At 70.5% G+C, this 17,072-nt stretch carries 19 protein-coding genes; 13 read left to right on the top strand and 6 right to left on the bottom strand.

The window, feature by feature from the left end:
• Positions 1 to 36 precede the first annotated feature (36 nt).
• Genes BLR41_RS22010 through BLR41_RS22000 form a run of 3 tightly spaced genes read right to left on the bottom strand, consistent with a single transcriptional unit; the run spans position 37 to position 3,238 of the window.
• Positions 37 to 1,179 (bottom strand): thiolase family protein, encoded by a 1,143-nt coding sequence (locus tag BLR41_RS22010; protein WP_092632650.1) that lies wholly within the window; start codon positions 1,177 to 1,179, stop codon positions 37 to 39.
• Complete coding sequence (locus BLR41_RS22005) at positions 1,176 to 2,624, bottom strand: class I adenylate-forming enzyme family protein (protein WP_092632648.1); 1,449 nt, start codon at positions 2,622 to 2,624, stop codon at positions 1,176 to 1,178. Before BLR41_RS22005 ends, BLR41_RS22010 begins: the two co-directional genes overlap by 4 nt.
• Positions 2,621 to 3,238 (bottom strand): biotin transporter BioY, encoded by a 618-nt coding sequence (locus BLR41_RS22000; RefSeq protein ID WP_245694730.1) that lies wholly within the window; start codon positions 3,236 to 3,238, stop codon positions 2,621 to 2,623. Before BLR41_RS22000 ends, BLR41_RS22005 begins: the two co-directional genes overlap by 4 nt.
• A gap of 364 nt (positions 3,239 to 3,602) precedes the next feature.
• Between BLR41_RS22000 and BLR41_RS21995 the strand changes: the two genes are divergently transcribed.
• Positions 3,603 to 3,899 (top strand): hypothetical protein, encoded by a 297-nt coding sequence (locus BLR41_RS21995; RefSeq protein WP_092632645.1) that lies wholly within the window; start codon positions 3,603 to 3,605, stop codon positions 3,897 to 3,899.
• 116 nt (positions 3,900 to 4,015) lie between these two features.
• Here BLR41_RS21995 and BLR41_RS21990 read toward each other — a convergent pair whose 3' ends face one another.
• From BLR41_RS21990 to BLR41_RS21980, 3 genes are all read right to left on the bottom strand, one after another.
• Positions 4,016 to 6,304, bottom strand: a complete 2,289-nt coding sequence (locus tag BLR41_RS21990) for an ATP-dependent DNA helicase (protein ID WP_425426944.1) — start codon at positions 6,302 to 6,304, stop codon at positions 4,016 to 4,018.
• Positions 6,305 to 6,500: 196 nt separating this feature from the next.
• Positions 6,501 to 7,061, bottom strand: a complete 561-nt coding sequence (locus BLR41_RS21985; protein ID WP_092632751.1) for a nicotinamidase — start codon at positions 7,059 to 7,061, stop codon at positions 6,501 to 6,503.
• Positions 7,062 to 7,133: 72 nt separating this feature from the next.
• A complete protein-coding gene (locus BLR41_RS21980) occupies positions 7,134 to 8,435 on the bottom strand; it encodes a nicotinate phosphoribosyltransferase (RefSeq protein WP_092632642.1) in 1,302 nt (433 codons plus the stop codon).
• Positions 8,436 to 8,508: 73 nt separating this feature from the next.
• Between BLR41_RS21980 and clpS the strand changes: the two genes are divergently transcribed.
• The 12 genes from clpS (at position 8,509) to rdgB (ending at position 17,031) form a co-directional block, all read left to right on the top strand.
• On the top strand, positions 8,509 to 8,802 hold the full coding sequence (gene clpS / locus BLR41_RS21975) for an ATP-dependent Clp protease adapter ClpS (protein ID WP_092929481.1): 294 nt from the start codon (positions 8,509 to 8,511) through the stop codon (positions 8,800 to 8,802).
• 16 nt (positions 8,803 to 8,818) lie between these two features.
• A complete protein-coding gene (locus BLR41_RS21970; RefSeq protein WP_092632636.1) occupies positions 8,819 to 9,382 on the top strand; it encodes a DUF2017 domain-containing protein in 564 nt (187 codons plus the stop codon).
• Between the two features lie 197 nt (positions 9,383 to 9,579).
• Positions 9,580 to 10,635: a P1 family peptidase gene (locus BLR41_RS21960; RefSeq protein WP_092632630.1), complete on the top strand. Its 1,056-nt coding sequence runs from the start codon at positions 9,580 to 9,582 to the stop codon at positions 10,633 to 10,635.
• 91 nt (positions 10,636 to 10,726) lie between these two features.
• Positions 10,727 to 11,182 carry a M67 family metallopeptidase gene (locus BLR41_RS21955; protein WP_092632748.1) on the top strand — a complete coding sequence of 152 codons (456 nt, stop codon included), beginning with the start codon at positions 10,727 to 10,729 and terminating at the stop codon, positions 11,180 to 11,182.
• Positions 11,183 to 11,258: 76 nt separating this feature from the next.
• A complete protein-coding gene (locus BLR41_RS21950) occupies positions 11,259 to 11,537 on the top strand; it encodes a MoaD/ThiS family protein (RefSeq protein WP_092632627.1) in 279 nt (92 codons plus the stop codon).
• 29 nt (positions 11,538 to 11,566) lie between these two features.
• Complete coding sequence (locus BLR41_RS21945) at positions 11,567 to 12,517, top strand: PLP-dependent cysteine synthase family protein (protein ID WP_092632624.1); 951 nt, start codon at positions 11,567 to 11,569, stop codon at positions 12,515 to 12,517.
• A gap of 206 nt (positions 12,518 to 12,723) precedes the next feature.
• A complete protein-coding gene (locus BLR41_RS21940; RefSeq protein WP_092632622.1) occupies positions 12,724 to 13,365 on the top strand; it encodes a rhomboid family intramembrane serine protease in 642 nt (213 codons plus the stop codon).
• Positions 13,362 to 14,186 carry a glutamate racemase gene (gene murI, locus BLR41_RS21935; protein ID WP_092632619.1) on the top strand — a complete coding sequence of 275 codons (825 nt, stop codon included), beginning with the start codon at positions 13,362 to 13,364 and terminating at the stop codon, positions 14,184 to 14,186. Before BLR41_RS21940 ends, murI begins: the two co-directional genes overlap by 4 nt.
• Positions 14,183 to 14,953, top strand: a complete 771-nt coding sequence (locus tag BLR41_RS21930) for an MBL fold metallo-hydrolase (RefSeq protein WP_092632616.1) — start codon at positions 14,183 to 14,185, stop codon at positions 14,951 to 14,953. The genes murI and BLR41_RS21930 overlap by 4 nt, the downstream gene beginning before the upstream one ends.
• Positions 14,954 to 15,138: 185 nt before the next feature.
• Complete coding sequence (locus BLR41_RS21925) at positions 15,139 to 15,558, top strand: Imm1 family immunity protein (RefSeq protein WP_092632613.1); 420 nt, start codon at positions 15,139 to 15,141, stop codon at positions 15,556 to 15,558.
• 115 nt (positions 15,559 to 15,673) lie between these two features.
• A complete protein-coding gene (rph, locus tag BLR41_RS21920) occupies positions 15,674 to 16,429 on the top strand; it encodes a ribonuclease PH (RefSeq protein WP_092632745.1) in 756 nt (251 codons plus the stop codon).
• Positions 16,426 to 17,031 carry an RdgB/HAM1 family non-canonical purine NTP pyrophosphatase gene (gene rdgB, locus BLR41_RS21915; RefSeq protein WP_092632610.1) on the top strand — a complete coding sequence of 202 codons (606 nt, stop codon included), beginning with the start codon at positions 16,426 to 16,428 and terminating at the stop codon, positions 17,029 to 17,031. The genes rph and rdgB overlap by 4 nt, the downstream gene beginning before the upstream one ends.
• Positions 17,032 to 17,072 lie beyond the last annotated feature (41 nt).

The raw sequence follows: 17,072 nt of genomic DNA, 5'->3' as shown, positions 1-17,072 counted from the left end.
TCCTCCGCATCCCCGGATCGCCCAGCGATCCGCTACTCAACGAACCAGTTCCCACATCGTGGCGATCCCCAGACCGCCACCGGAGGAGAGCGCGGCCATACCCACCGATTCTCCGTGCCGCAGCATCCGGTGGAACAGCCGCACCAGCAGCACCGCCCCGGAGGCCGCCCAGGGGTGTCCGAGCGCGATCGCACCACCCTCCGGACTCACCAGCCGCTCGTCGAGCCCCACGGCGTCCAGGCAGGCCAGCACCTGACCCGCGAACGCCTCGGTGAACTCCACCACCTCCGGGCGGAGTCGCTGCCGCCGCAGCACGACACGCATGGCGGGAACCGCAGCGACGCCCAGGCGGTTCGGGTCGGTGCCCACGATCTCCGCGTCCAGCAGCCGCAGCCCCGGCAGCCCGCGCTCCCGCCGCAAGCGCTCACTGGTCACCGCCACCATCGCGGCCCCGTCGGCGATGCCGCAGGAGTTCGCGGCCGTGGCCGTGCCGTCGCCGGTGAAGGCAGGCGGGAAGCGGGCGAGTCGTCCGGCGTCGAACCCGGTACGCGGTCGTTCGTCGTGCCTGATGCCGCCTACCCCGACCAGCTCGGGGTCGAACCGCCCCGCTTCGCGCGCCGCCGAGGCACGCCGATGGCTGCGCGCGGCGAACTCGTCCTGCCGCTGCCGCGTTATGCCCGCCTCGGCTGCCACCAGATCGGCCGCGGGCCCCATCTCGGGATCGCCCACGTCCGGCGGCGCGAACGGCGCCCGGCTGTAGAACCGGGGAGGTTCGGTGGCGTCGCGCGGTCGCCAGGCGCGCCACGGTGCGGTCGAGGAGCTCTCCGCGCCGCCCGCCAGGTAGTGCTCCCCGACTCCGGCGGAAACCAGCCGGGCCGCGGTCACGATCGTGCTCAACCCGGAAGCGCACTGCCGGTCCACCGTCATCCCGGGGGTCTCCGCACCGAGACCGGCGCGCAGCGCTGCCACGCGTGCCGGGTTGCCCCCGGGGCCGCGGGTGTTTCCCAGCAGCACCTCGTCGACCCGCTCGAACCCGGCGTCCTCGAACACCGCCGAGGTGGTCGCTCCCGCCAGGCGGTCGAGTTCGACGTCACGCAGCGAGCCACCGGCGGTACCGATCGGGCTGCGGCGTGCGGCGACCACCACCGGTGTCAACGGTCCGGGAGTGGCCGTGCTCATCCGGGGACCTCCGTGGGAAGCTCGCCCGTCGCCAACCACTCGCGCACCGCGCCGCGCGCGGGTTTTCCGCTGGGGGTGCGCGGCAGCTCGTTCACCGAGACCCAGCGCCGGGGCCGCTGTGCGCTGCCGAGCGAGTCCCGCGCCAGGCGGCGCAGCCGCGCGAGGTCGACGGCGTGCTCGGACTCGGGTTCGACCACGGCGGTGACCAGTGCACCGAATCTGGGGTGTGGGGTGGGGGCCACCACCACGTCGAACACCCCCGGTGCGGTGCGCAGCACGTTCTCCACCTCCTCGGCGGCGACGAGCCTGCCGCCGGTTTCGATCGTCGCCGAGCCCCTGCCCAGCACCCGGAAACCGTCCCGGTGCGAGCCCCTCGCGAGATCACCCACGCTGTGGAAACCCGGCTCGACGGCGCGCAGCACGCCCGATTCCAGAAAGCCGCTGAAGTGCAACGGCGAGCGCACCCACAGCGTGCCGGGCTCGGTGCCGTCGCTGGCCGTCCCGGCCGGGGCGCCGATCCGGACCTCGACGTGCTCCGCCGGGTGCAGCAGTTCGTCCGCGCCGCGCAGCGCCACCACGGAGTGCTCGGCCGAGCCGTAGTACTCCACGAGCTCGCAGTCGGGCAGCAGGTTGCCCAGCCGTCGGCGGAGCCCCTCGTCGGGCTCCGCCCCACCGCACACGAATCTCCGCACCCGGCACGCGGCGAGCAGCCGCGGCTCGCGTTCCAGCACCGCCAGCAGCGCGGTCAGCATGGTGGGCACCAGGTGCACGGCGGTGGCCCTGGTGCAGGCTTCGGCGGCCCGGGCCGCCGACCAACGTTCCGACAGCTCCACATCACAGCCGAGGTGCATCGCGTGCAGCGCGCCGAACAGGAACAGCGAGGAACTCGGCGGACCGGGGATCAGCACTGTGTCCCGTGCGGTGATCCCCACGTCGAAGGACTCGAAGCTGTACCACCAGGAACGCCGAGTGCGGGCCAGCACCCGCGCACGGCCGGTGCTGCCCGAGGTGGTGGGCAGGTAGAACAGCCTCGCGCCGTCGCCGTCCGGCGGGATCGGATCGGCCGGACCGGGGAGAGGGCCGCTCGCGAACACGTCCGGCGCGGCCTCGCGCAGCACACCGGCCCGTTCGGTATCGCTCCACTCCGGATCGGCCAGCAGCGTGGCCGATCCCAGCAGGTCGGCGCCCAGCAGCCGGGCCAGCCCGATCGTCGGGTCCCGCTCGGCTTCGACGAACACACGGCTGTTCGGGCCGGCGCCCGCTGTCGCCAGTTCGGAGGCCGCGGCGTGGGCCCGGCGCACCAGTTCCGTTCCCGTGAACTCGCCGTTCGGGGAGCGGACGGTGCGCGGGGTGCCACCCGCCAGGATCGGCGGCAGGGCCAGGGCTGGGCTCGGCTCCGAGCTGGCGGGGTGATTCCGGGGCGGAGGCGGGGTGGAGGACTTCATCGGGCCGTGCGCTCCCGGTGCGGTGCGGCGTTCGGGAAGGCACGGTGCACCGCGACGGCCACCAGTGACACCAGCACGACCTTGGCGAGATCACCCGGTACGTAACCGATCATGGCGATTCCGGCCGCTCGGAAGTCACCCATGGCGGCGGCCATGACCGGCAGCCCCACCAGGTAATCCACGGTGATGCCTGCCAGGTTGGCCAGCAGCAGCACCGGCAGCGTGGGTTTGCGGACGAGGAACACGATCAGTCCCACCACGAGTGCCGAGAGGAGCCAGCCGAACAGGAAGCCCGCGCTCGGACCGACGAAGGGCGCGATTCCGCCGCGCCCGCCGGACAGCAGCGGCAACCCCAGCGCGACCAGTGCCAGGAACAGCGCCACCGATGCGGTGCCGCGGCGAGCCCCCAGCAGGCTGCCGCACAGCAGCGGCCCCGTGTTCTGCAGCACGATCGGCACCGCCGAGCCCGCGAGGTAGATGCCGGGGAAGGTGCCCAGCACGGCGGTGAACGCGGCGAACACCACGATCCGGGCCAGATCGGCAGCGGGCAGACCGCGGCGTTGCTTGGCGACGGGGCTCGGGGAGGCGGCCCGCGAGGGGGCGGAGTCGGACACGCTGCTCTCCTGTGCGAACGATCGAAAACCGGCTCACCCGTACGGGAATGGTTGTCCCCTGTTCCGGTGAGGCCTCCGTCGCTCGGCCGACGGAAGCGGCGCAAACCTAACCGGCTCCGGCCCGATTACAGAAAAGATCGCCTCGCGTTGTGGGGTTCCCACAACCGGAGGCTCGGGGATGCCACGCGAAATCTACGGCCAGTCATTGTGAAGCAGAACACATACTGCCTCGGTAGGGCGCTCCCGGCGGGTTTACGAAAGCTCAAACCGGAAATCCGGGGGGTGGCCCGAAAAGTGCCCGACTCGCCGCGTGTGGGGCGTTTCCCAGTCACCGGGGAGTGGGCGTGATCCGAAAGGTGGCGCCATGCTTTCGATGCTGCGTAGGTACGGAATGGACTCGGACAAGATGTTCGTGGCGGGGCTGTCCTCGATACTCTTCGCGATCATCTCCTGGGTTGCTTCCCGGGGATTGCAAGGGGAGAACCTGGCGCGAGCGGACAGGTGGGGGATTTTCGTCGGGGAGTGGGCTCCCACGTTCTTCGCGCTCGGGGCGGCGATGCGCATGGAGGAGTACGCCCATCCGGAGGTGCCCGAGCAGTCCGAACGGCATCACGACCGGCAGCACGAACGTGGCACGACCTTTTCCGAGGCCGGCAGGTGAACCAACCCGTAGCGGAGTTCGGGCACCGGGCTCCGCTACGGGAAAGCGCCGGGCTCGCCGCGCGGCGTCCGCTCCTGCCCGAGCAACTCGTCCCCGAGTGGTCAGCTCCTGCCCGGTCATCCCGCTGCTTCGTCCAGGCGCCGTAGCGCACCGCGCACCACATCCGGGCTCTCGGTGTTCCAGAACGGTGGCAACGAGGCACGCAGGAACCCGCCGTAACGCGCCGTGCTCAACCGGGGATCCAGTATCGCGATGACCCCTCGGTCGCCCGCCGAGCGCAGCAGCCTGCCCGCACCCTGCGCCAGCAGCAGCGCGGCGTGCGTGCCCGCCACCGTGATGAAGCCGTTGCCCCCGCGTGCCGATATCGCCTGCTGCCGAGCCGAGGCGAGCGGATCGTCCGGTCGGGGGAACGGGATGCGGTCCATCACCACCAACTGCAACGACTGCCCGGGCACGTCCACGCCCTGCCACAGCGACAACGTGCCGAACAGGCTGGTGGCCGGGTCCTTGGCGAACGAGTCGACCAGCTGCGAGGTGCTGTCCTCGCCCTGACACAGCACCGGAGTGGACAGTCGTTCCCGCAGCTGTTCACTGGCCTGCCGCGCGGCGCGCATCGACGAGAACAGCCCCAGGGTGCGTCCTCCCGCCGCTGTAACCAGTTCGGTGAGCTCGTCCAGATAGGCGTCCGGGAGCCCGTCGCGCCCGGGTTTCGGCAGGTGCCGCGCCACGTAGAGGATGCCGCTGCGCGGGTAGTCGAACGGTGAGCCCACGTCGAGCCCCACCCAGCTCGGTTCCGACTCGTCCGAGGTCGGCTCCTGCGCGGTGGCGGTGTCGGTGGCCGGTCTCGCCTCCCGCTGTGGCGGCAGCCCCCACTGCGAGGCCAACGTGTCGAACGAACCCCCCAGCGCCAGCGTGGCCGAGGTCAGCACCGTGGTGCGCTGCCCGAACAGCCGCTCCCGCAGCAGCCCGCCCACTCCCAGCGGCGCCACCTTCAACGAGGGAGGCCGGTTGTTCTCCGCGCTGATCCAGATCACGTCGCGTCGGTCCTGCTCCGGTTCCTCGAACGCGTCCAGCAGCCGGATCGCCGTGTCCTGGATCTCCTGGGTCGGTGCCAGCGCCAGTTTGCGTGCGCTGCCCGACTCCACGTCCTCGCGCTGTTCGGGCCCCAGCGCGTTCACACAGGCCGCCGCCGCGTCGCGGAGACCGGACAGTGCCGCGGCCAGTTGGCGGGACGGCTCGCCCAGCCGACCGGGTTCGGTCTCGCCCAGCACGAACTCGAGTCCCTCACCGGCCTCGTTGAGCCGATCCGCGATCTCCTCCTCCACGGCGCGTCCGCACTTGCGGGCCGCCTGCTTGATCGCGTTGCCCGACAGCTCGCCACCCGCAGCGGTTGTGACCCGGTCGACCAGGTCGTGCGCCTCGTCCACGACCACCATGTCGTGCTCCGGCAGTACCGGTCGGTCGTCGAGCGCGTCGATGGCCAGCAGCGCGTGGTTGGTGACCACGATGTCGGCACGTCCGGCCTCGTTGCGTGCCTGCTCGGCGAAGCAGTCCGAGCCCACCGGGCAGCGGTGCGCGCCGAGACATTCGTTACCGGTGACCGAGACCTGCCGCCAGGCCCGTTCCGAGACGCCGGGCACGAGTTCGTCGCGATCCCCGGTCTCGGTATCGGAGGCCCAGTCGTGCACCCGGCGTACCTCGCGCTCCAGCGAGGACGCGGCGAAGGCGTCGAAAAGCGCCCCCTCGTCCGGCTCGTCGGGGGCGTTGCCGTGTATCCGGTTCAGGCACAGGTAGTTGCGCCTGCCCTTGAGGATCGCGAACGTGGGCCTGCGCCCCAGTGAGTCCGCGAGCGCGTCCGCCAGCCGGGGCAGGTCGCGATCCACCAGCTGACGCTGCAGCGCGATCGTCGCGGTGGAAACCACCACGGTGGTGTGCGCGGTGACCGCGTGCCGGATGGCGGGAACCAGATAGGCGAGCGACTTGCCCGTGCCGGTGCCCGCCTGTACCGCGAGGTGCTCGCCGGAGGCGATCGCGTTGTCGACGGCCTCGGCCATCGCGGTCTGTCCGTCCCGTTCGCTGCCGCCGACGGCCTCCACCGCGACGGAGAGCAATGTGGACAGATCGGCGGGTTCGACGTCGGTCCGGTTCCCGGCGGTCGCCGTCCCCGTGCTTTTCGCCGCTCCGGAGCCTTTTCCGACCCGTCGCTCCACGCCGCCCGCGGTCGGACCGCTTCCGCTCACGGCCGCCCCGTTCCCGAGGTCGCGCTGCTTGCTCCCACCGGGGGATTCCACGGTGAGGGAGGCGGGACTCGAATCCGCGTTCGACGTCAGCTCCGGGGGCAGCTCCTCGGTGCCGTCGGGCTCGAAAACGTCGGGAACGGACCAGTTCGGAACGGATGCCGGCACGTTCACCGACGTTACCGCAGCGCGCCACGGGCATCGCAGCCGTCCGCCCGCGAGGGGCGCCGTTCGAGCTCCGACCACGGGGCGCCCCCCCCCCTGTGATCACCGCTCGGGCGGCCCGCGCCCCTCGGGACACCGACCTCTTGTCCTGCGGATCGCGGGAGCGAGTCGTGCCGAATTCCGCGCCGGGCTCCGAGGACTACCCGCCGCGAACCACGGGCTCACCGGTCAGCTCGACCCCGGCCGCGCGAAGCTGCCGCAGCGCCTCTCGCACGGTCCCCGCCGCTACCCCGGCGGTCAGGTCCAACATCACTCGGGTCTCGAACCCGGCCCCGGCCGAGTCCAGCGCGGTGGCACGCACGCAGTGATCGGTGGCCAGCCCGACCACGTCGACCTCCCGAACGCCCCGCGCGGCCAGCCAGTCCGCCAGACCGTTGTTCTCGAAACCGGAGTAGCCGTGGCTGTACTGCCCCTTGGAGAACACCGCGTCGATCGGAGCCACGTCCAGTTCGGGGTGGAACGAGGCTCCCGCGGAAGCCGCCACGCAGTGCACCGGCCAGGAGGTCACGAAGTCGGGCTCTTCCGAGAAGTGCTCACCCGGGTCGATGTGGTAGTCACGAGTCGCCACCACGTGGTCGTGGTCCGACTCCGCCAGCAGCCGGGAGATCGCGGCAGCCGTTTCCGCACCACCCTCCACCGCCAGCGCGCCGCCCTCGCAGAAGTCGTTCTGCACGTCGACGACGATCAACGCCTTGGCCATCCGTACCTCCAGTACCACGTCACATCAACGGCCTGTCGCACCGCTCGTTCGGGGGCGCTCGCCCCGGACGGGTCAGAAGTTCTCGAACACCGTGGGAATCGCTGGTTCACCCGCCGAGAGCTTGAGTCCCTCCCAGGGCAGACTCACCAGCGCGTGCCGCAGTCGTTGCCTATTGTCCTCCAGCCCCGGAAGGTTATCGAGGCGCTCGCCCCCGCGGACCAGCGGCAGCTGCACGAACCGGTCGTGCGGCCCGGCCTCCGGGGGCTCGATGCCGGGGCCGTTGCGGTGGACCACTTCCTCCAGCGCGGTTCCGGTGGGCTTGTGCCTGCGAAGCGCGTTCTTGCTACCGCCGCGCGACTCCTTGTGCGAGCTGCGCTTGACCACCGGACGACCGTCCACCTCGGCCAGCTTGTAGACCATCCCGCAGGTGGGGTAGCCGGACCCGGTCACCAGCGAGGTGCCGACCCCGTAGACGTCCACCGGTTCGGCACGCAACGAGGCGATGGCGAACTCGTCGAGGTCACCGGATACCACGATCCGCGTCCCGGTGGCCCCCAGTGAATCGAGTTGTTCCCTGGCCTGCCTGGCCAGCACCCCCACGTCCCCGGAGTCGATGCGCACCGAGCCGAGGTCCGTTCCGGCCACCTCCACCGCGGTGCGGATGCCCTCGGTGATGTCGTAGGTGTCCACCAACAGGGTGGTGTCCGCCCCCAGCGCGGCGACCTGTGACTCGAACGCCTCGCGCTCGCTGTCGTGCAGCATCGTGAACGCGTGCGCCGAGGTGCCCGCGGTGGGAATCCCGTACCTGGCTCCGGCCAGCAGGTTCGACGTCGCGGCGAACCCGGCCAGGTACGCGGCGCGCGCCGAGGCCACCGCCGACTCCTCGTGAGTACGTCGGGACCCCATCTCGATGAGGCGTCTGCCGTTGGCGGCGGATGCCATGCGCGTGGCCGCAGCCACGACCGCGCTGTCGTGGTTGAGGATCGACAGGACCACCGTCTCCAACAGCACCGCCTCGGCGAAGGTCCCGCTGACCGTCAACAGCGGTGATCCGGGGAAGTAGAGCTCCCCCTCCGGGTAGCCGTCGATGTCACCGGCGAACCGGAAGTTCGCCAGCCACTCCAGGGTGCGCCGGTCACAGACCCGGTCGCGTTCCAGGCTCTCCAGCACTCGCTCGTCGAACCGGAAGTTCTCCACCGCCTCGAGCAGTCGCTCCACCCCGCCGACCACCCCGTAACGGCGGCCGTCCGGCAGGCGCCTGGTGAACACCTCGAACACGCAGTGACGGTGTGCGGTGCCGTCGCGCAGGGCGCTGCTGAGCATGGTCAGTTCGTAGTGGTCGGTGCGCAGCGCTGTACTGGCTGGATCGGTCATGTCCGCGAGATTACGTGCCGACCGGAACCGCGTGGGCGGCAGTCGCCCGAGGCCATCGTGTGAGAATGGACGTATGACCACGCCCGCCGAAGTCGAAAGTGCGCAGGCCGAACCGGAGGAGGCCGCGAGCGAGGAACGGCCCTGGGTGGCCGTCGTGTGGAACGATCCGGTCAACCTCATGTCCTACGTGACCTACGTACTCCAGAAGATCTTCGGCTACAGCAAGGAGCACGCCACCAAGCTCATGCTGGATGTGCACAACAAGGGCCGGGCCGTGGTCTCATCCGGCTCCAAGGAAAAGGTGGAGGGCGACGTGGCGAAACTGCACGCCGCGGGGCTCTGGGCCACCATGCAGCACGACTCGTGAACGGGCAGCGAATCCAGTGCAGGATTGGACACGTGACAACGGCAGGCTGGTGACCGAGTTCGAACCGAACGAGGCCGCGGTGATCCGGGGGCTCGTCGGTGAGATCAAGGACATGCTCACCGCCCGTGCCGACCAGGCGCCGCAGGACGAACTCGCCGAGCTGACCGGGATGCGTGCCGGGCCGAGCACACCCCCGGAGGAAAGCGTCCTCGCCAGGCTGCTGCCCGACTTCATCCGGCCGGACCGGGACAGCTTCGAACCGGAGGCCGAAAGCTCCGACACGGCCGGTGCGCTGCGCTCGTTGCACGAGCCCGAGCTGATCGAGCACAAGAGCGGGGTGGCCGCCACCGTGCTCGACACCTGCCCCGAGCGCGGCGGCAGGGTCTCGCTGACCGAGGACCAGGCCGACAGCTGGCTCTCGGCGCTCAACGACGTGCGGTTGGCGCTGGGCACCGCGCTCGGGGTCTCCGAGGAGGTTCCCGAGGATCCGCCCGAGGACCAGCTGCAACGCGAGCACTACTACGTCTACCAGTGGTTGACCTGGGTGCAGGAGAGCCTGATCCAGGCGCTCGCTTCCTGAGTGGTCGAGCGGTCCGAACCGGGTTTCCGTTTCGGTTGCCGCCCGCTGGGGCGGCGTCTCGCGGCGCTGCGCGACGCGGCGAGGAGCACCACGGTCCGAAACGGATCTCGTGCGGTGCCGCGTGTCGGGGCGCGTCGGGACCCGCCGTTCGCGGGGACGCTCGCGTTCGAACCCCTCGGTCGTCGAGGATGACGCACATGGTCGATTCGCTTCCCGGCGCGGGACCCAACAACGCGATCACCGACATAGCGGGCGTCACGGTCGGTCACCAGCGACGGCTGGACGAACGGTGGGCCACCGGGAGCACGGCGGTACTCACACCCGCCGGGGCCGCCGGCGCCGTGGACGTTCGCGGCGCCGGCCCGGGCACCCGCGAGACCGACGTGCTGGCTCCCGAGAACCTGGTGCGCCAGGTGCACGGGATCGTGCTCGGCGGTGGCAGTGCCTACGGGCTCTCGGCCGCCGACGGTGTGATGCGTTGGCTGGCCGAACGCGGCCACGGCGTGCCCGTAGGCCCCACCCCGCACGAGGTCGTGCCCGTGGTGCCCGCCGCGGTGCTGTTCGACCTGCCCATGAGCGACTGGGGCAGACGGCCCGACGCCACCTTCGGCTACGCCGCGTGCGAAGCGCGGACCGCCGGCCATCCGGGCGCCGGGAACGTCGGCGCGGGAACGGGGGCCGTAGCGGGGGCGATCAAAGGTGGCCTCGGAACGGCGAGTTCGGTACTGGCCGACGGGACCAGGGTCGGCGCGCTGCTGGCGGTCAACTCCTCGGGAACCGTGATCGACCCTGCAACCGGGCTGCCGTGGGCCCTCGACAGCGGTCTCGAAGGTGAGTTCGACCTGCCGCGGCCCTCCCCGGAAACCGTCGACTCGGCGGCGCGGCGCACCGCCCGCCCCGACCGCGCGGGAAACGCGATCACCCCGCTCAACACCACGATCGGCGTGGTGGCCACCGACGCCGGTTTCGGCAAGTCCGAGTGCCGCAGGATCGCGGTCGCGGCCCACGACGGGCTGGCCAGGGCGATACGCCCGGCTCACGGCATGACCGACGGGGACACGGTTTTCGCGCTGGCCACCGGGGAGCGCACCACCCCCGCGCCGGGCGAGCCTCGATGGTTGGCGGCGTTGGACGAGGTGTGCACGGCGGCGGCGCAGGTGACCGCACGGGCGATCGTGCACGCCGTGCTCGCGGCGGGATCGGTGGGTGCTGTGCCCTGTTACACGCGGCTTTACCATCCCGAACGGGAATGAATCATGGTCCAATGTCGTTTCGACCGATGAACGACCGGTCACCGGGTTCACATGGTGGGACCACGGTGAATCACCCCGTAGGATGGTGGCTGTGCTGGTGATCCGACGCGACCTCGTGGATGCGATGGTTGCGCATGCTCGACGGGACCACCCGGATGAGGCGTGTGGTGTTGTGGCGGGACCCGAGGGGTCGGACCGCCCGGAGCGAATGATCGAGATGATCAACGCCGAACGTTCGCCGACGTTCTACAGGTTCGACTCCACCGAGCAACTGCAGGTATGGCGAGCCATGGACGCCGCCGACGAGGAGCCGGTGGTCATCTACCACTCGCACACCGCGACGGAGGCTTACCCCTCGCGGACCGACGTTTCGTACGCCTCGGAACCCAACGCGCACTACGTGCTCGTGTCCACCAGGGACCCGCACGAATACGAGCTGCGCTCCTACCGCATCGTCGACGGCGTCGTCACCGAGGAGCCGGTGGAGGTCGTCGAGTCCTACATGTTCGCCCACACCGGTGGCGACGACATCCCCGACCTAGGCTGAGCCCCGCGTGGTGCGATCACGCACGACGCGGCTGTCGGGTGGATTTGCGAAATTTCTTGTAGTAGGAGGTTGCGTCATGGCAGTCAACGTTTCGATCCCGACGATCCTGCGTAGTCACACCGACGGGCAGAAGTCGGTGCAGGCCGACGGAGGCACGGTCGCTGAGGTGATCAACGATCTGGACTCGCGGCACAGCGGCCTGAAGGATCGGCTGGTCAAGGACGGTGGACTGCACCGCTTCGTCAACGTCTACGTCAACGACGAGGACGTCCGGTTCGTGGGTGGCCTGGACGCCACCGTCACCGACGGTGACAGCCTGACGATCCTGCCTGCCGTCGCCGGTGGCATGCGCTGAAGCATTCACCTCTCGGGGAGGAGGTAGACGTGGCTCGCTACGATTCGTTGCTCGACACCCTGGGCGACACGCCGCTGGTGGGGCTTCCCGCTCTCTCACCCGCACCCGACGTGCGGTTGTGGGCGAAGCTGGAGGACCGCAACCCGACGGGATCGGTCAAGGACAGGCCCGCACTGGCGATGATCGAGGCCGCGGAGAAGGAAGGCGCCCTCACCCAGGGTTGCACCATTCTCGAGCCCACATCCGGAAACACCGGCATCTCGCTGGCCATGGCCGCTTCGCTGAAGGGCTACGGGCTGGTGTGCGTCATGCCGGAGAACACCTCCGAGGAACGCAGGCAGATCCTGCAGGCATACGGAGCCCGGATCGTCTCCTCCCCGGCCGAAGGTGGTTCCAACCAGGCCGTGGCAGTGGCGAAACAACTCGCGGAGCAGAACCCGGACTGGGTGATGCTCTACCAGTACGGCAACTCGGCCAACGTCGAGGCCCACTACCGGGGGACCGGCCCCGAGATCCTGCGCGACCTGCCCGGCGTGACCCACTTCGTGGCCGGACTGGGCACCACGGGAACGCTGGTGGGCGTCGGCCGTTATCTGCACGAACAGAACCCCGGTACCCAGGTAGTCGCCGCCGAGCCGCGCTACGGCGAGCTGGTCTACGGCCTTCGTAACCTGGACGAGGGATTCGTCCCCGAGCTCTACGACGCCGACGTACTCAACCGGCGGTTCTCCGTGGGGTCCTACGACGCGCTGCGCCGTACCCGGCAGCTGCTGGAGTCCGAGGGGATCTTCGCGGGAATCTCCACGGGGGCGGTGCTGCACGCGGCGCTGACCGTGGGCGAGCGAGCCGCCGCGTCGGGGGAGTCCGCCGAGATCGTCTTCCTGGTCGCCGACGCGGGCTGGAAGTACCTCTCCACCGGTGCCTACAGCGGCACCCTGGACGAGGCGGCGCAGCGGCTGGACGGCCAGCTCTGGGCCTGATCGGAGTTTTCCGGTCGGCCGCTCGTGGCCGGGAATGGTCGTTTCGGCGCCGGGAGCGCCGAAACGACAGGTTCTCTCGACCGGTTTTCACGGGTGGGCGTCACGGGTGAGGCGGTTCCCGAACTGGTGACTCCGCTTCGGCTCGGCGTAGGCTCGGCGGTGTGAGTTCATCGCCCGGAGGATCGAGCCGAGCACCCAAACCACGCGTGATACCGCGGCGCCCCGGCCGTGCGGCGCTGATCATGCTGGGCATCGTGGCCCTGCTGTACCTGCTGGAACTGATCGACCAGCTGTTCTTCCAGACCGGTGTCATGAGCCGGCGCGTCACCGGGCTGGACACGAACGGCATCCAGCCCCGGGAACTCGACGGGCTGGACGGGATCGCCTGGTCGCCGTTCCTGCACCTCGGCTTCGGGCACCTGGTGATGAACACCGTTCCGCTGCTGGTGCTCGGCTGGCTGTGCATGGCGGGCGGAGTGCGCCAGTTCGTGGCGGTGACCCTGGTGGTGCTGCTGGTCGGCGGACTGGGCACCTGGCTGACCGGGCAGGACGGAACCACCCACCTCGGCGCCTCCGGCATCGCTTTCGGCTGGCTGCTCTTCCTGCTCGTCCGGGGTTTTTTCAACCGCAGCGCGGGCCAGATCCTCGTGGCGGTGGTGCTGTTCCTCTACTGGGGCGGCATGTTGTGGGGGGTTCTACCCGGCGGGCAGCCGAACGTCTCCTGGCAGGCGCACCTGTTCGGCGTGCTGGGCGGTGTGCTGGCCGCCTGGCTGGTCCGACGCGGTGACCGGACGCACACAGCGCGGTACGCGCGAGGTGACGACCAACCGGGCAGACTCGGATCGTGACCCAAGCACCGATCGGGATCTTCGACTCCGGCGTGGGCGGTCTGACCGTCGCCCGCGCGATCATGGACCGGCTGCCCGCCGAGCGACTGCGCTACGTGGGCGACACCGCCAACGCCCCCTACGGCCCCCTGCCGCTCCGTCGAGTGCGGGAGCACGCGCTGTCGGTGGCCGACTCCCTCGTCGAAGAGGGCGTGAAAATGCTGGTCATCGCCTGCAACACCGCCTCCTCGGCCTGCCTGCGCGACGCGAGGGAGCGCTACGACATACCGGTCGTGGAGGTCGTGCTGCCCGCCGCGCGACAGGCAGCCGCCACCACCCGCAACGGCAGGGTGGGGGTGATCGGCACCAGCGCCACCGTCAGGTCTCGCGCCTACGAGGACGCCTTCGCCGCCGTCCCGGACGTGACGCCGCATCCCGTCGCCTGCCCGCGATTGGTGAACTTCGTGGAGCGGGGAACCACCTCGGGACGCCAGATCCTGGGGCTGCTGCAGAGCTACCTGGAGCCGCTGCAGCGGGCCGACGTCGACACCCTCGTCCTCGGCTGCACGCACTACCCACTGCTCAGCGGGGTGCTGCGTATCGTCATGGGGGAGCAGGTGACGCTGGTCTCCAGCGCCGAGGAGAGCGCTCGGGAGGTGGCGCGTGTGCTCACCGAGCGTGGCTCGCTGGCGGCACCGCTCGACCCCGCCGCCACACCCGATCACGAGTTCCGTGCCACCGGGTCGCCCGAGTCGTTCGCCAAACTCGCCAGGCGTTTTCTCGGGCCGTCCGTCACATCCGATGTTGTGTTGCCTCCGGACGTGTCACGCTCGACCGCGTGAAGCTGACGATTCTCGGATGTTCCGGCAGCATTCCCGGACCCGACGCGCCCGCCTCGGGGTATCTGGTGGAGTCCGGTGGCACCAGGATTCTGCTCGACCTGGGAAACGGCACGCTCGGCACGTTGCAGCGCTTCGTCGACCCGTTCACGCCGGATGCGTTGCTGCTGTCACATCTGCACCCGGACCACTGCGCCGATTTCGGTGCGCTGACCGTGCTGCGCCGCTACCACCCCGCGCCGCCGTACGATCCGGCCGAGCGGAAGCTGCCCGTCCACGCCCCGGCGGAGGCTCCGGAGCGACTCGCCGCGCTGTACGCGCCGAACGCCGCCGAACGAGCCGGTGCCGATCTCTCGGACGTCTTCGAGTTCGCACCGGTGCCCGAGAGCCCACTGCGGCTGGGGCCCTTCGAGATCACTGCCTTCCCCGTGCACCACGTGTGCCCCAGCTGGGGCTTCCGGATCGCGGCCGAGGGGCGGGTGCTGGCCTACACCGCCGACACCGGTCCGTGCGAGGAGCTCACCGAGCTGGCGCGGGACGCCGACGTGCTGCTGGCCGAGGCGTCCTGGCCGGACTCGCCCGAGCGGCCCGACGGCCTGCACCTGTCCGGCAAGCAGGCCGCCGAGCTGGCCAACCGGGCCTCGGCGCGGCGGCTGCTGCTCACTCATCTCCAGCCCTGGTGCGACGACGCCGAGATCCTGGCGGAGGCTCGCGAGCACACCACCGTTCCCACCGAGCTGGTCACCACTGCCGCCCGGTACGCGGTCTGAACGCGTGCGGCGGGACGCCGTCGAGTAGGTCCTTACGCCGGCGGGCCGGCACCGGTGGACCACACCACTCCCTCGGGGCGACCCAGGTCCCGCCGAGCTCTCCCAGGTGCCCCGTCTTGGGGCCATCGGGTGAGTGGAATACTGCGGACGTCAGCGTTAGCGACCGTTCGCAGTGGAGGATCTCCGTGACGATCACCGCCGTGTGGCCGATCGAGTCGCCCGAGGACGCCAACAGTGGCGACGGGGTCACACTGACCGACCCCGAGGAGGTCGACGGGCTGCTCGCCCGGTTGGCGGAGCCGAACGCGGGGGTTGCCACGGTCTGGCACGAGGCCCGCGAACTCGCCGACGAGGACGAGGGGATGCCCGACCACGACGTGTGCGTGGCGGTGCGGGACGGTTACGGCTACCTGAGCTACATCGACACGGCGCACGACCTCGCCGTTCCGGAGGGCGATCCCGCCGCGCCGGGACTGCACGGTGGGGACATCGAGTTCCCCGAGGGAAGCGGGACGTCGTTGGACACGCTGGCCGAGGCGTTGCGGGAGTTCCTGCGCACCGCGCGGCGCCCCGAGTCCGTGAGCTGGCGCACCGTCGAAGATTGAGCGACCTCGCCGAGCGGCGCACGCCGTCCGCGATCGCGGGTCGCGCACCCCCTGTTCCCCCGAGTGGAACCGCCGCCTTCCGGGAAGGACGGGAGGACGTTCTAGGGTGGGGCGCGTGGCAAGAGCTGATGGCAGGAGCGACGAAGCGCTCCGGGACGTACGTATCACCCGCGGGTACCAGGACTGGCCCGCCGGATCGGTGCTGGTCGAGTTCGGACGTACGCGGGTGCTGTGTGCGGCCAGCGTGCAGGAGGGTGTGCCGCGCTGGCGTACCGGTTCGGGCCTCGGCTGGGTGACGGCCGAGTACGCGATGCTTCCCTCGGCCACGAACACGCGCGGACCGCGCGAATCGGTCAAGGGCAAGATCGGGGGACGCACCCACGAGATCAGCAGGCTCGTGGGGCGGTCGCTGCGTAGCTGCATAGACATGAGCGCGCTCGGCGAGAACACCATCACGCTGGACTGCGACGTCATCCAGGCCGACGGCGGCACTCGCACCGCCGCGATCACCGGTGCCTACGTGGCGCTGGCCGACTCCGTCACGTGGTTGCGCGCCGCCAAGCGCCTCGCCGATCCCAAGCCGCTCTCCTGCGCGGTCTCGGCGGTCAGCGTCGGCGTGGTCGACGGGAAGGTGCGGCTGGACCTGCCCTACGAGGAGGACTCCCGCGCCGAGGTCGACATGAACGTCGTCGCCACCGACCACGGAACCTTCGTGGAGGTGCAGGGAACCGGCGAGGGCGCCACGTTCCCCCGGTCCACACTGGACAAGATGTTGGACATGGCGCTGGCGGGCTCGACCCGGCTGTGCGAGCTGCAGGCCGAGGTGCTGGCCGAGCCGTATCCGGGCAAACTTCCGGGGAGTGCCGCATGAGCAAGCTGCTGCTCGCCACCCGCAACGCCGCGAAGCTGGCCGAACTGCGGCGGATTCTCGACGACGCCGGGGTGGCCGGTCTGCACGTGATCGGTCTCGACGACGTGTCCGAGTTCCCGGAGGCCCCCGAGACCGGAGCCACCTTCGAGGCCAACGCGGTGGCCAAGGCGGTCGACGCGGCGCGCGCCACCGGGCTTCCCGCCGTGGCCGACGACTCCGGGCTGGCGGTGGACGCGCTCAACGGGATGCCCGGTGTGCTCTCGGCACGCTGGGCAGGTGGGCACGGGGACGACCGGGCCAATCTGGATCTGGTGCTGGCCCAGCTCGGCGACGTGCCGGACGAGCGCCGGGGTGCGGCGTTCGTGGCGGCGGCCGCGTTGGTGACGCCGGAGGGCTCGGAGACCGTGGTGCGCGGCACCTGGCCCGGACGCCTGATTCGGGAGCCGCGCGGTTCCAACGGCTTCGGCTACGATCCGATCTTCGTGCCCGAGGGAGAGACCCGCACCTCGGCCGAGCTCTCCGCCGCCGAGAAGGACGCGGACTCGCACCGGGGCAGGGCGCTGCGCGAGCTGCTGCCGCACCTGCGGCGGCTGGCCTCGTAACGCTCGGTTCCGTGGCCGGGAGCGCCACGAGCCTCGGTGCG

The sequence above is a fragment of the Actinopolyspora mzabensis genome (assembly GCF_900101095.1).
GTDB lineage: Bacteria > Actinomycetota > Actinomycetes > Mycobacteriales > Pseudonocardiaceae > Actinopolyspora > Actinopolyspora mzabensis.
This window is presented reverse-complemented; position numbering and strand designations above follow the sequence as displayed.